Origin of the sequence: Sphingomonas sp. Leaf20, assembly GCF_001421535.1 — a bacterium.
Taxonomy (GTDB): domain Bacteria; phylum Pseudomonadota; class Alphaproteobacteria; order Sphingomonadales; family Sphingomonadaceae; genus Sphingomonas.
In genome coordinates, this window is record NZ_LMKN01000001.1 from 210,037 (window position 1) to 223,816 (window position 13,780).

The window sequence follows — 13,780 nt, forward strand, 5'->3', positions numbered from 1 at the left end:
AGGGTCGGGGTGAGGGGCCGCCCAGCACTGCTGCGCCCGGAACCGCCCCTCACCCCAGCCCTCTCCCCGGAGGGGAGAGGGAGCCAAGAATGCCCGACCACGCCGTTTCCTCCTCGCCCGCCGTACAGGCGCAGCTCGACCGGCCGACCGCGCTGTCGCCCGGCGCCGACATTCTCGGTCTCGAGCGGATCACTGCGCTCCTGCGCCGTCTCGGCGACCCGCATCTGTCGCTCCCGCCCGTCTTCCATGTCGCCGGGACCAACGGCAAGGGCTCGACCTGCGCCTTTCTCCGCGCCGCGATCGAGGCGGCCGGACACAGCGTCCATGTCTATTCGAGCCCGCACCTCGTCCGCTTCAACGAACGCATCCGCCTCGCCGGATCGCTGATCGAGGACGACCTGCTCGCCGCGTTGCTGGAAGAGGTGCTCGACCACGCAGCCGACCTGCAGGCCAGCTTCTTCGAGGTCACCACCGCCGCCGCCTTCCTCGCCTTCGCGCGCACGCCAGCCGCGGCGACGATCGTCGAAGTCGGGCTCGGCGGCCGGCTCGATGCGACCAACGTCATCCCCAACCCCGTCGTCACCGGCATCGCCGCGCTCGGGATCGACCACCAGGCGTTTCTCGGCGACACGCTGCTCGCGATCGCGGGGGAGAAGGCGGGGATCGCCAAGCCCGGCGTCCCGCTCGTGACGATGGACTATCCCAAACCGCTCCGCGCGCGGATCGCCGCCGTCGCGGCCGCCGCGGGAGCACCCGTCCTCGCGCGGAGCATGAGCTGGACCAGCACCACCACGCGCACGACCGTCCGCTACACCGATGCGGAAGGCAGCGTCGTCGCCGACCGCCCCCGCCTCGTCGGCCCGCACCAATCGCGCAACCTGGCGCTGGCGTTCGCGATGCTTCGCCACCAGCACGCGCTGCCCATCCCCGAGGCCGCGCTTCATGCAGCGTCGGCGCATGCCCGCTGGCCTGCGCGGATGCAGCGTCTTGCCGACGGCCCGCTCCGCGCGAGGCTGCCTATGGGCAGCGACCTGTGGCTCGACGGCGCGCACAATCCCAACGCTGCGCAACCGATCGCGCGCATCCTGCCGACGCTCGCGCGCGGCCGTCGCGTGACGCTGGTCATCGGAATGCTCGCGAACAAGGACGCGGACGCGGTGCTGCGCATCCTCGCCCCCGCGGTCGATCACGTGGTCACCATCCCCGTTCCCGGGCATGCGCATCATGCGCCGGAGACGCTCGCGGCCCTTGCGCGCACGTTTGGCAAGACGGTGGCGACGGCAGCCGATCCGGCCGCCGCATTGGACGCCGTGGCCGCGACGGATGCTGGTCCCGCCTGCGTCCTGATCGCGGGATCGCTCTATCTGGCGGGCGAAGTGCTCGCGGCGAACGACGAGCTGCCCGACTGATGTCTTATTGATATTGACTATCATTAACGAAGGGGCGACGATCAGCGCGAGACCACGGAGTCGCGCGACCATGACCGATGTACGAACCGCTACCACCCTCTTGCCGCACGCACTGCCGGTCTGCGAAAATGCGCGGATCACGTTGTTCGCGATCCGGCGTATGGGCGCGAACGGGCTGTCCGACGCGCGCGCGGCGCACCTGCTGTTCACCGCGTTCGGGCAGGATTTCCGTCGCCCGCTCGTCCTGCTGCGCGCGCTGATGGCCGATCTGGCGGGCACGGCGTCCGGCACGATCGCGATCGCGCCCTGCTGCTGTGCGCGGATGACGCCCGCCGAGAACGCGCTGCTGACGATCATCAGCCGGATCGACTATGCGCCAGATACCGCACGGCTGCTGATGGCCGACCTGCTCGGCGTTCGCCGCGTCGATGGTGTTCTCGCCAGCGCCGCGGCGGTCTCGGCCGCGTTTGCCGACGAGGGCCGGCCCGTGACGATCTGACGCGGCTATTCCGTTTCGATGGCGGGATCGCGTCGCACGCTTTCGACGACGAAGCCCTGCCGCCACAGGATCCACAGCAGCGCGAGCCCCGGTATCGCGACGACCATCGTCAACATCCAGAACCCCGGCCATCCCAGCGCATTGGCCGCATAGCCCGCGGGCGCCGCAAGCCACGTCCGGCCGACCGCAGCAAACGACGACAGCAGCGCGAACTGCGTCGCGGTATAGGCGAGGTTGGACAGCCCCGAGAGATAGGTGACGAACACCGTCAGCCCGATCCCGCTCGTCACCTGCTCGGTCGCGACCGCGATCGTCAGCCAGGTGTTCGAATGGCCGTGCCAGGCGAGGATCACGAACATGAAGTTGCTGAGCATCATCAGCATGCCCGACACGAACAGCGCGCGCCCGAGCCCCAGCCACGCCATGAACGGCGCACCCAGCGCGGTCCCGACGATCAGCCCCCAGAACCCGACCAGCTTGTTGATCGCGATGAATTCGGTGTCGCTGAACCCCAGCTCGACGATCATCGGGTTGAGCATGCCCTGCCCCATCGCATCGCCAAGCTTGTAGATCAGCACGAACAACAGGATCAGCACCGCGCCGCGACGCTGGAAGAACTCTCGGAACGGCCCGATGATCGTATCCTCGAGCCAGCGCCCGCGCGACGCCCCACCCGATGCCGCATCCTGCTTTGCCAGCACCTTGTCGTGCAGCCCGCGGCCCGCCCAGAGCGCTGCGAGCGCGCCGGGAATGACGCAGAATGCGGTCAGCCCATAGCCCATCGCCCAGCCGAGCCCGAGCCCCTCGGACGAGGCGATCGCGATCGTGCCGACCCCTGCCGCGAGATTGCCCAGCCGATAGCCGAACTGGTTGTTCGCGGTGCCGTGCGGGAGTTCGTCTTCGGGCAGGATCTCGATCCGGTACGCGTCGATCACGATGTCCTGCGTCGCGCCGAGGAACGCGGTCACGATCGCCCAGAACGCGAACACCCCCAGATGCTCCTGCGGCGCGCTGAACCCCAGCATCCAGACCGACCCGAACAGCAACGCCTGCACGACGAACAGCCACGCACGACGCTGCCCCACCCACCGCGTCAGGACCGGGATCTCGAACCGGTCGATGAACGGCGCCCAGAGAAACTTCAGCGTATACGGTGTCGTAAGCCCGATCGCGAACCCGATCGTCTTCTTGTCGATCCCGACCTTCGACAACCAATAGCCCATTGTCCCGAGCAGCAGCGCGAGCGGAAACCCGCTGGATATGCCCAGCAGCAGGGCCGCGACCGGTCTCGGACGAAGATAGGGTGCAAGCGTGGCGAGCAGCGAGCGACGCTGGACTGTGGTAACGGACATGCCGCGACCATAGCGGGCTGTCGACGCGAGGAAAGCGGCAAGACGTCAGCGGGGGGAAACACGCGTTCCTACCCCGCTCGCACGCCTGCTATGCTGGCGTAGCGAACAGCCGGAAGCCTGAGGGCAGACGCTTGGGGACGACGCCACCGATCTGCGCCTCGATCGCCGCGATCGCGCCGAGCAGGTCGCGCTGCGAATAGGGCTTCGACAGGCACCCGGCGGCGAGCGTGGTCGCCTCGATCGGACAATTCCCCGTCACGAACAGCACCGGGACACCCTTGGCGAGCGCGGCGCGCGCGACGTCCAGCCCCGACCCGTCGCTCAGGCTGACGTCGGCAAGGACGAGATCGATCGCCGATCCGCTTTCGATCACCGCAAGCGCATCGCTGACCCGGTCGACCGTCGCGACGACGGTGAATTTCGATTCGGTCAGGAAATATTCGGTGTCGAATGCGATCAGCGGTTCGTCCTCGACGACCAGCAGGCGAACGATCAACCGCTTCTTCTTTCCGAACAGCATCGAGACGGGGCCCCCGCGCGCAACGATAGGTCGTTACGCTTGTGCCACATAACGCAGCGGCAGCGCTAAGGGACGCAAATATTTTCGCGCTGCGGTGCGATCCATAGTATCAGCCGCGCCATGACGACTTCAAAAGACGACAACCCGACTGCCAGCCCGTCGAACGACGCGCCCGCACCAGCTCCAGCAGCCCCCATCAAGGGCGATCGCATCGCCAAATTGCTTGCGCGCGCGGGCATCGCGTCGCGTCGCGACATCGAGCGCATGATCGCCGAGGGGCGAGTCGCGCTCAACGGCACCACGCTCGACACGCCCGCGACGATCCTGCGCAATCTCGCCGGCGTTACCGTCGACGGCGACCCGGTCGAGGCGCCGAGCGCGGCGCGGCTGTTCCTCTATCACAAGCCGACCGGGCTGCTCGTCACCGAGCGCGATCCGGCGGGCCGAACGACGATCTACGATCGCCTGCCGCGCGAGCTGCCGCGACTCGTCCCCGTCGGTCGCCTCGATCTCAACACCGAGGGGCTGTTGCTGATGACCACCGACGGTGGCCTCAAACGCCAGCTCGAACTCCCCGCGACCGGCGTCGAACGCGCCTATCGCGCGCGCGCCTATGGCAACATCACGCAGCCGCAGCTCGAGGAGCTGATCGAGGGGATCGAGATCGAGGGTGTCCGCTACGGCTCGATCAACGCCAATATCGAACGCCGCACCGGCGCGAACGTCTGGATCGAGATGATCCTGACCGAGGGCAAGAACCGCGAAGTCCGCCGCGTGCTCGAGCATCTGGGTCTCCAGGTGTCGCGCCTGATCCGCACGCGCTATGGTCCGTTCGTGCTCGGCGATCTCGCGCCCGGTCAGATCGGCGAAGTGCTGCAGCACGACGTTGTAGCCTTCCAGAAGGAGCTCGCGCGCGGCAAGCCCGAGGGCCCCGGCGCGCGTCCCAACGTCGGCATCAGCGCGAGTGCCGGCGCGGGTGCAGGCATCGGCGTCAAGTCAAGCCAGCGTGGTGCCAATACGCCCCGCCCCGCCCCCGCTGCCCGCCCGACGACGGGTGCGCCGCGCCAGCCGGTGCGCAGTCCCTATGCCGCCCCCGCCAGCTCGGGCTTTTCGACCGGTGCCCCGCCCGCGGATCGTGCTGCGCGTCCTGCGCGCCCGGCACGCCCCGAACGGATCCGCCCGACCGCGGCGATGGTCCGCGGCGACGTCACTGACCCTTGGGCAAAGCCCGACGCGCGCGGCGGCAATCGCGCGCCTGCCACGCATCACGCCCGCGCGACCGGTGCGAACACCGGCGCCACCGACCGCCCCTATGCGCGCCAGGAGCGTGCGGACCGCGGCGAGGAACTGAGCACCAGCCCCAAGATCAAGCATTTCCGTGCCGCCAAGCCGCCGCGCGAGCGCGCCGCGCCGACCCGCGTCGGCGGCGGTGGCACCATCGGCACACGGCGTTCCGACACGCCGCAGCGTCAGGAGCCGACGCGTGGCTTCCGCCCGCAGGCCGACGACTCGCGCGCCCGCAGCGGTCTCGACAAGCGCGCGGCCCGCAGCGCCGCCGGACGCCCGGGCGCCGATCCGCGCCCGACCCGCGATACGTCGCGCGACGCCCCCGCCCGGCCCGAGCGCGGCAGCCGCCCCGCCGGTCCCGGCAAGGGTCCATCAGGGGGGCGCGGTCACCCGCCCCGTGCACCACGCGGAGGTAAACGCTGATGCGCATCATCGCAGGCCAGTATCGCGGTCGCCAGATCGTCGCGCCCAAGGGTGACGCGACCCGCCCGACCGCCGATCGCATGCGCGAGGCTTTGTTCTCGATGCTGACCAGCCGGGTCGGCAGTTTCGAAGGCCTCGCGGTCGCCGATCTCTTCGCGGGCTCGGGCGCGCTCGGGATCGAGGCCTTGTCGCGCGGTGCGGGATCGTGCCTGTTCGTCGAGCAGGACAAGCCCGCGCTCGATGCGCTGAAGGGCAATCTCGCCAAGCTCGGCATTCGCGGCGACGTCCGTGCGACCTCGGTGATGGCGATGGGCCCCGCGCCCGCGCCGCTCGACATCATCCTGATGGATCCGCCCTATGACACCGGTGCGGGCCTCGTCGCGCTCGACAAGCTCGCCCGGCTCGGCTGGACGAGCCCGGCGACGTGGATCAGCCTCGAGACGGCGAAGGCGGAGGTCGTCGAACTGGCGGGCTTCGAGGTCGACGCCACACGCGTCCATGGCAAGGCGCGGCTGACGCTGCTGCGCCCCGCCTGACGTAACGGTCTCCCGCGCAAGCGGGAGACCCCGTCCTACGCGTCGGCGCGGCGCCCGACGATCAGCAGCCCGCCAAGGCTCAGCACCCCCGCGGCCATCAGATACACCCCGACCAGCCCCAGCCCGCGCGGTGCCAGCGCCTCCGCCACGATCGGCGCGAGCGCCCCGCCAAGCACGCCGCCCAGATTGAACGTCATTGACACGCCGGTATAGCGCACGCCCGCCGGAAACAGGCTCGGCAGCCACCCGCCGAGCGGGCCATAGGCGAACCCCATCACGAACAGCGCGCCCGACAGCCAGAGCGACACCGTGACCAGCGATCCCGATCCCAGCATCGGCCCCATCAGCGCGCCGACGACGATGCAGCCCGCAAACCCGACGCTGAGCATCCGCGCCGCCGAATAGCGATCCGCCAGCACGCTCGCGAGGATCACCCCCGCCGCGAGGAACCAGATCGCGACCAGCTCGACGCCGAGGAACGCCTCGCGCGAATAGCCGAGCGTCTTGGTGCCGTAGCCGAGCGCGAATGCGGTCGCGAGATAGAAGAGCGCAAAACACGCGATCACCCCGAACGTCCCCGCCAGCGTCGCGCGCAGATGCCGCGTCAGCAGCTCGGCGATCGGCACGCGCGGGATCGCATCGGTCTTCTCCGCTTCTAGAAACGCGGGCGTCTCGGTCAGCTTCAGCCGCACCCACAGCCCCAGCCCGACCAGCACCGCGCTGACGAGGAACGGGATCCGCCACCCCCAGGCGAGGAACTGCGCGTCGTCGAGCACCAGCCCGATGATCAGGAACAGCCCGTTGGCCGCGAGGAACCCGACCGGCGCGCCGAGCGGCGGGAACATCCCGAACGTGTTGCGGCGGTGCGGCGGCGCATTCTCGACCGCGAGCAGCGCCGCGCCGCCCCATTCGCCACCCAGCCCCAATCCTTGCCCCAGCCGCATCAGGCAGAGCAGCGCCGGCGCCCACCAGCCGACCTGCGCATAGGTCGGCAGGAACGCGATCGCGACGGTCGATCCACCCATCAGCAACAGCGAGGCGACCAGCGTCGACTTGCGCCCGACGCGGTCGCCGAAATGCCCGAACAGCACCGCGCCCACCGGCCGCGCGACGAACGCCAGCCCGAACGTCGCATAGCTCAGCAACAGCTGCGCCGACGCCGACTGGCCCGCGAAGAACAGCGGCCCGAACACGAGCGCGGCTGCGGTCGCATAGATGTAGAAGTCGTAGAATTCGACCGCGGTGCCGACCAGGCTGGCGGCAAGGATACGGCGGTTGGACCTAAGCGTGCTCATGCCGTGTGCATCGCCGTACCGCGCGCGTGCGTCAATCGCAACGCCGCCTCACGATGCTGGCGTATGCGCGATCAGTAGCCCAGCGTGCGTGCCAGCATCAGCAACATCCAGTAGAGCCCGCCCGACAACAGCATCGCCACCGGCAGCGTCATGATCCATGCGAGCGCCATGTTGAGGATCGTCCGGCGCTGAAGCCCGCCGCCATTGGCGACGCTTGCGCCCGCGACGCCCGACGACAGGATATGCGTCGTCGACACGGGCAGGCCGAACCGGTCCGCCATCATGATCGTCGCCGCCGCCACCAGCTCGGCCGAAGCGCCCATGCCGTACGTCAGATGCGTCTTGCCGATCCGTTCGCCGACGGTCACAACGATCCGCTTCCACCCGACCATCGTCCCGAGCCCGAGCGCCAGCGCGACCGTGACCTTTACCCAGATCGGGATATAGCGCGTGCCCTTTTCGAGCTGCCCGCCATAGGATTTGAGCGTCGTGATCTCCTGCGCGGTGAAGCGGCTCTGCGCGCGCTTGTCCGCCACCACCAGCTTGGTCGTGTCGAGCACGAGGTACATGTCGTTGCGCAGGTTCGACGTCGCGGCCGCGGGCACCTTGCCGAGCGAGCCATAGCCCGCAATCCGCGTCGAGACGTCGTCCGACAGCGACGCCAGCGCGCCATAGACGAACGGATCCGAAACCTGCTTGGTCTTCAGCGCGCCCGTCACCGCGGCGCGCGCCGCGTCGATGGTCGCGGGCGCGCCATTGGCGTGCGCGCCATACGCGGCGGACGCGGCGCGGGCGGTCTGCACGAACGCCGGCGTCGCGCTTTCGGGCATCGTCCGGTTCAGCGCATAGGCGGTCGGCGCGCAGCCGATCAGGATGAGCATGATCAGCCCCATCCCCTTCTGCCCGTCGTTGCTGCCGTGCGCGAAGCTCACCGCGGTGCAGGTGCCGATCAACAGCGCGCGAATCCCGCGCGGCGGCGGCGTGTTGCCCTCGGGCGCTTCGTACAGCTTGCGGTCGCGCAGGAAGCGTTTCATCACGAGCAGCAGCAGCAGCGCGCCCGCGAACCCGATCAGCGGGCTGAACGCGAGCGCGGACAACACTTTCCACACCTGCGCCATGTCGACGCCCGACGTGCCGTCGGGGCCGCCCGTGATCAGCTGGTTGGCGAGGCCGACGCCGAGGATCGACCCGATCAGCGCGTGGCTCGACGAATTGGGCAACCCGACGAACCAGGTCGCGAGGTTCCACAGGATCGCGGCCAGCAGCAGCGCGAAGATCATCGCGAAGCCGCCAGCGCTGCCGACGTGCAGGATCAGGTCGACCGGCAGCAGCGTGACGATCGAATAGGCGACCGCACCCGACGACAGGATCACGCCCAGGAAATTGAAGAACCCCGACCACACCACCGCAAGCGGCGCAGGCATCGCATGCGTGTAGATCACCGTCGCCACCGCGTTGGCGGTGTCGTGGAAGCCGTTCACGAACTCGAAGCCGAGCGCGATCAGCAGCGCGAGCGCGAGGAAGGCGAACGCCCCCACCGCCATCGATTCGCCGACCTGCGCGGTATCGACGACGATGCTGAACCCCGCATAGGCCAGCCCCCCGACCAGCACCGCGAGGAAGATCCAGCGCCCGGCCGGATGAAGATCATGATCGAGCCGCGGCCCGCTGCGCGGCGCGCGGTCGATCGCCTCGACCGTCAATGTGGAAGTAGCCATGATCGCGCAGTCGGCCCTTACGATTACAACTTTATGACAACGCCGTGCATCGCCGTCCCGGGACGGGAAAACTCGTAGCGCGCGCCCCCGATCGAGATGCGTCACGCAGGCGACCGTACAGAGCGCAACCGCCCCCTATCCTCCCCAGCCAGGGGGAGGTGGCAGGCGCAGCCTGACGGAGGGGGAGGACGGGAGCACGCTGATACAGTCCTCCCCATGCCCGGGGGGACCGTATCAACAGCGGCGCTCCATCAATCGGGCACGAGGTCGGGCGCGAACACGCTTACCCCGTCACCGCCCCGCGAGGCTCGCGAGCTGCGTCCCGTTGCGCTCCAGCAAAGCCGCGGTCTGCACCGTGGCGTCCTGCATCATGTCCGCGCGGCACCGGCGCGACTCGGCGAACGCGTTTAGTCCGCCGGTCCGCGGCGCACACACGCGATTGACCGCCGACTCGACGCGACGCGCGAGCACGCGCCGCCCGGCATCGTTCGTGAGGTCGAGCCCGGCGTGCGAGACACGGATCGTGACGGGGTCGCGCACCGGATCGGCGGCAGCGCCGGTCGCAAAAAGGCACGCGGAGGCGATCGCCGCCAAAGCGACGCTGTGGAGAATCTTCATGATGACGTCCTTTGTTGGTCCTGCGGTCCGCAGGCACGCCGCCTGCGCGCGACAATGACCGAGCGCCGGGAGGACCGTCTCTGCGCGGCCTCTCCGACGAAGACCCTCGTCGCTGCGCACGCCCTACGCCCGGATCGTTACGCGCCCGCGACGGTTTGGCGACGGTTCATCGGTCGCCCTGCGATTTCGATTCCCCGCACCCGGATGGCGACGGCACGCCCGTTCACATCCCCGGATAGCGCGCGAATTCGGGCAGGCTCGCCAGATCCGCCATCCACGCCAGCCGCTCCGCAACCTGGATTTGCGCCCCCGGTGCGACCGACTCGGGATCGTCGAGCGTGCACGACTGGATGTCGATGATCCCCGGCAGCGCAACCGGGTTGGTGTAGAACAGGCCCGTCCCGCACGTCCCGCAGAACTTTCGCCGCCCATGCTCGCACGACGCATAGGTCACCGGATCGCCCGAGATCGTCACCTGCTCGGTCCTGAACGCGATCCAGCCGACCATCGGCGCGCCTGCGCTGCGGCGGCAATCCTCACAGTGGCACAGCGCGTGATGCGCCGCCTCACCCGTCGCGACATAGTGGATCGCTCCACAGTGGCATCGTCCCGACAACATGCACGCCTCCCGATTATATTCCTGATTTGTTCCACACATCGCCACCCCGTGCAAGCCTTACCGGCTTGCCCCATCGCCCCCCGTTCCCTACCTGTTCACCGGTGAACCAGATCGCCCATCCGTCCGACGCAAACCGCCAGCCGCCCTATCTCCGCGGCCTCAACGATCCCCAGCGCGAGGCGGTGCTGACCACCGACGGCCCCGTCCTGATCATCGCCGGCGCGGGCACCGGCAAGACCGCGGCGCTGACCGCGCGACTCGCGCATCTGATCTTCACCAAGAAGGCGTGGCCGTCGGAGATCCTCAGCGTCACCTTCACCAACAAGGCCGCACGCGAGATGCGCGAGCGCGTCGGGCGTCTGGTCGGCGACGCGGTCGAGGGGATGCCGTGGCTCGGCACCTTCCACGCGATCGCCGCCAAGATGCTGCGCCGCCATGCCGAACTCGTCGGGCTGCAGTCCAATTTCACGATCCTCGACACCGACGACCAGCTGCGGTTGCTCAAGCAGGTCATCCTCGCCGCCGATATCGACGAGAAGCGCTTCCCGACGCGCAGCCTAGCCGGGCTGATCGACCAGTGGAAGAACAAGGGCCTCGTCCCCGCCGATATCGATGCGGGCGAGAGCGAGCGCTACGCCAACGGCCGCGGCGGCGAGCTGTACGAGCAATATCAGACCCGGCTGCGCGCGCTCAACGCGTGCGATTTCGGCGACCTGCTGCTCCACATGCTCGTCATCCTGAAGACGCACCGCGACGTGCTGGCCCAGTATCAGCAGCGCTTCAAATACATCATGGTCGACGAGTATCAGGACACCAACTCGTCGCAATATCTCTGGCTGCGGCTGCTCGCGCAGGAGCGCAAGAACATCGCCTGTGTCGGCGACGACGACCAGTCGATCTATTCGTGGCGCGGCGCGCAGGTCGAGAACATCCTGAAGTTCGAACGCGACTTTCCGGGCGCAAAGGTCATCCGCCTCGAACAGAATTACCGCAGCACGCCGCACATCCTCGGCGCGGCGAGCGGCGTGATCGCCAACAATGGCGGCCGCCTCGGCAAGCAGCTCTGGACCGAGCTCGACGTCGGCGAGAAGGTGAAGGTCATCGGCGTCTGGGACGGCCCCGAGGAAGCGCGCCGCGTCGGCGAGGAGATCGAGAGCGTCCGCCGCTCGGGCAAGTCCTTGGACGACGTCGCGATCCTGGTCCGCGCGCAGCACCAGACGCGCGAGTTCGAGGACCGCTTCATCGCGATCGGCATGCCGTACAAGATCGTCGGCGGCTTCCGCTTCTACGAACGCGCCGAAATCCGCGACGCGCTGGCATACCTACGTGTCGTCAACCAGCCCGCGGACGACCTCGCCTTCGAACGCATCGTCAACGTCCCCAAGCGCGGGCTCGGCGACAAGGCGGTCGCGCGCATCCACCAGCTCGCGCGCGCCACCGGCACGCCGCTGACCACCGCCGCCGCGCGTATCCTCGATACCGACGAGCTGACCGGCGCCGCGAAGAAATCGCTCGGCCGCCTCGTCGGCGACATCGCGCGCTGGCGCGACATGGCGACCACCCTGCCGCACGCCGAACTCGCACGGCAATTGCTCGACGAGAGCGGTTATACCGCGATGTACCAGGCTGAGAAGTCGGTCGAGGCGACCGGCCGGCTCGAGAATCTGAGCGAACTCGTCCGCGCGATGGAGGAGTACGACTCGCTCGGCGCGTTCCTCGAGCATGTCTCGCTGGTCATGGACAATGAGGGCGGCGCGCAGGATCCGCAGGTCACGATCATGACGATCCACGCCGCCAAGGGCCTTGAATACGACACCGTCTTCTGCGTCGGCTGGGAAGAAGGGCTGTTCCCCTCGCAGCGCTCGCTCGACGAGGGCGGCGTCAAGAGCCTCGAGGAGGAACGCCGCCTCGCCTATGTCGCGATCACGCGCGCGCGCCGGCTGGCGGTCATCATCCACGCCGCCAACCGCCGCATCTACGGCCAGTGGAATTCGTCGATCCCCTCGCGCTTCGTCGCCGAGCTGCCCGACGAACATACCGACACCGAGACGACGATGTCGGGCGGCGCGAGCCTGTGGCAGGCGAACTGGTCCGACCGCGCCGATCCGTTCGCCGACGTCGCGCGCGGCACTGGCCGCGGCCCCGGCTGGCAGCGCGCGGCAAGCCCCGGCGGCGGCTTCTCCGCCAAACCCGCGCGCGTCGTCGAGAGCCGCACGAGCGCGATCAGCCTCGGCAACAAGGGCCGCGACGACCTGTCGCTCGGGATGCGCGTGTTCCACCAGAAGTTCGGCTATGGCAGCATCGCCGAGATCGAGGGCAACAAGCTCGAGATCGATTTCGAACAGGCGGGGCGCAAGCGCGTCATGGACAGCTTCGTCACGCTTGCGCCCTGACGCCGTGTCCCAATCCGGGGCGACCGAAGCGAACCTGTACACAAGCCGACAATCGCGTTCAGGAACGATGCGGGTGCGGAATCGTATCGCCGGTGCACCCGATATTCGGGTCCGAGAGGATAGCGCATGAAATTCACCAAACTACTCGCGGCAGGTCTTGCCCTTGCCACGCTCGGCATGGGCGTGGTCGCGCCGGCCGAGGCGCAGCGTGGCCCCGGTCCCGATCGCCACTACAGCCAGAACGACCATCGCGGGCCGCACCGCGCGGATCGCCGTGATTACCGTCGCAATGACCATCGCGGCCGTCACGACGACCGTCGCTATCGCGGCCGCGGCAATGACCGCCGCAATTGGAACAACAATCGCCGCTGCCGCACCGAATGGCGCAACCATCGCCGCGTCCAGATCTGCCGTTGATGACAACCCGGTGGCGGCGCACGGTCGCCACCGCCGACGACATGACAAACGCCAGGACGGGCGGCGGCACGGTGTCGTCGCCCGGTTCCACGTCACCCAACCCTGAAAGGATTTCGATCATGAAGCGTTCTCTCGGCCTCGCGACGGTGATCGCCGCGACCTGCCTGTCCGCCGCCACGCCCGTCGCTGCGCAGAGCAGCGCCGACGACGCGCGCTTCGCCGCCGCCCAGTCGCGGCTCGACAGCGAATTGCAGATCTTCCGCCAGGAATTCGATCGCTACCAGTCGCTCCGCGGCAACCGCGGCGGCGGCTATGTGCCCCCCGCCCCGTCGCAGGGCGGCTATCGCCAGGCGCCCGACCGCTATCAAGACGGCTATGCCGACGAGCGCGACGAGGGCAATTACGACCCCTCGCGCTATTACCGCGCATCGCCCAATTACCAGGAGCGCACGCTCGCTGAGAACGATCGCGTCTATGCCGGGCAGGACGGCCGCTATTATTGCAAGCGCAATGACGGCACGACCGGGCTGATCATCGGCGCGGCGGGTGGCGGCATCCTCGGCAACGTCATCGACGGCGGCCGCTCGCGCATCGTCGGCTCGCTGCTCGGCGCGGCCGCGGGCGGTCTCGCGGGCCGCGCGGTCGAACAGAACAACAGCCAGATCCGCTGCCGCTGACGCGCGGCGCTGCGACT

General features: G+C 68.7%; 13 protein-coding genes. 7 read left to right on the plus strand and 6 right to left on the minus strand.

The annotated features are described in order from the left end of the window. Positions 1–89 precede the first annotated feature (89 nt). Both ASE72_RS00965 and ASE72_RS00970 read left to right on the plus strand, forming a co-directional pair. The gene (locus ASE72_RS00965) at positions 90–1,409 is read left to right on the plus strand and encodes a bifunctional folylpolyglutamate synthase/dihydrofolate synthase (RefSeq protein ID WP_056015577.1); all 1,320 of its coding nucleotides are present in this window, start codon (positions 90–92) and stop codon (positions 1,407–1,409) included. 70 nt (positions 1,410–1,479) lie between these two features. Next, positions 1,480–1,908 (plus strand): DUF6628 family protein, encoded by a 429-nt coding sequence (locus tag ASE72_RS00970; RefSeq protein ID WP_056015579.1) that lies wholly within the window; start codon positions 1,480–1,482, stop codon positions 1,906–1,908. A gap of 5 nt (positions 1,909–1,913) precedes the next feature. Here ASE72_RS00970 and ASE72_RS00975 read toward each other — a convergent pair whose 3' ends face one another. Both ASE72_RS00975 and ASE72_RS00980 read right to left on the minus strand, forming a co-directional pair. Then, entirely contained in the window at positions 1,914–3,260 is a 1,347-nt protein-coding gene (locus ASE72_RS00975) for an AmpG family muropeptide MFS transporter (protein ID WP_056015581.1), read from the minus strand. A gap of 88 nt (positions 3,261–3,348) precedes the next feature. After that, positions 3,349–3,780 carry a response regulator gene (locus tag ASE72_RS00980; protein ID WP_056015583.1) on the minus strand — a complete coding sequence of 144 codons (432 nt, stop codon included), beginning with the start codon at positions 3,778–3,780 and terminating at the stop codon, positions 3,349–3,351. A 120-nt stretch (positions 3,781–3,900) separates the two neighbouring features. Here ASE72_RS00980 and ASE72_RS20740 point away from each other — a divergent pair, with 120 nt between their 5' ends. After that, positions 3,901–5,490, plus strand: a complete 1,590-nt coding sequence (locus ASE72_RS20740; protein WP_235532182.1) for a pseudouridine synthase — start codon at positions 3,901–3,903, stop codon at positions 5,488–5,490. Next, complete coding sequence (gene rsmD, locus ASE72_RS00990; RefSeq protein ID WP_056015585.1) at positions 5,490–6,026, plus strand: 16S rRNA (guanine(966)-N(2))-methyltransferase RsmD; 537 nt, start codon at positions 5,490–5,492, stop codon at positions 6,024–6,026. The genes ASE72_RS20740 and rsmD overlap by 1 nt, the downstream gene beginning before the upstream one ends. A 35-nt stretch (positions 6,027–6,061) precedes the next feature. On the opposite strand, the gene ASE72_RS00995 is transcribed toward rsmD, so the two are convergent. The 4 genes from ASE72_RS00995 to ASE72_RS01010 form a co-directional block, all read right to left on the minus strand. Further along, entirely contained in the window at positions 6,062–7,321 is a 1,260-nt protein-coding gene (locus tag ASE72_RS00995; RefSeq protein WP_056015586.1) for an MFS transporter, read from the minus strand. 71 nt (positions 7,322–7,392) lie between these two features. Further along, positions 7,393–9,039, minus strand: a complete 1,647-nt coding sequence (locus ASE72_RS01000; RefSeq protein WP_056015588.1) for an inorganic phosphate transporter — start codon at positions 9,037–9,039, stop codon at positions 7,393–7,395. Positions 9,040–9,330: 291 nt separating this feature from the next. Further along, positions 9,331–9,657 carry a UrcA family protein gene (locus ASE72_RS01005; RefSeq protein ID WP_082445711.1) on the minus strand — a complete coding sequence of 109 codons (327 nt, stop codon included), beginning with the start codon at positions 9,655–9,657 and terminating at the stop codon, positions 9,331–9,333. Positions 9,658–9,880: 223 nt separating this feature from the next. Next, positions 9,881–10,276: a GFA family protein gene (locus ASE72_RS01010; protein WP_056015592.1), complete on the minus strand. Its 396-nt coding sequence runs from the start codon at positions 10,274–10,276 to the stop codon at positions 9,881–9,883. Positions 10,277–10,377: 101 nt separating this feature from the next. Here ASE72_RS01010 and ASE72_RS01015 point away from each other — a divergent pair, with 101 nt between their 5' ends. From ASE72_RS01015 to ASE72_RS01025, 3 genes are all read left to right on the plus strand, one after another. Beyond that, on the plus strand, positions 10,378–12,669 hold the full coding sequence (locus tag ASE72_RS01015; RefSeq protein WP_443024694.1) for an ATP-dependent helicase: 2,292 nt from the start codon (positions 10,378–10,380) through the stop codon (positions 12,667–12,669). Positions 12,670–12,795: 126 nt separating this feature from the next. Further along, positions 12,796–13,086, plus strand: coding sequence for a hypothetical protein (locus tag ASE72_RS19500; RefSeq protein WP_082445712.1), 291 nt, complete (start codon positions 12,796–12,798; stop codon positions 13,084–13,086). A gap of 119 nt (positions 13,087–13,205) precedes the next feature. Beyond that, positions 13,206–13,763 carry a glycine zipper 2TM domain-containing protein gene (locus tag ASE72_RS01025; protein WP_056015595.1) on the plus strand — a complete coding sequence of 186 codons (558 nt, stop codon included), beginning with the start codon at positions 13,206–13,208 and terminating at the stop codon, positions 13,761–13,763. The last annotated feature ends 17 nt before the right edge of the window (positions 13,764–13,780 follow it).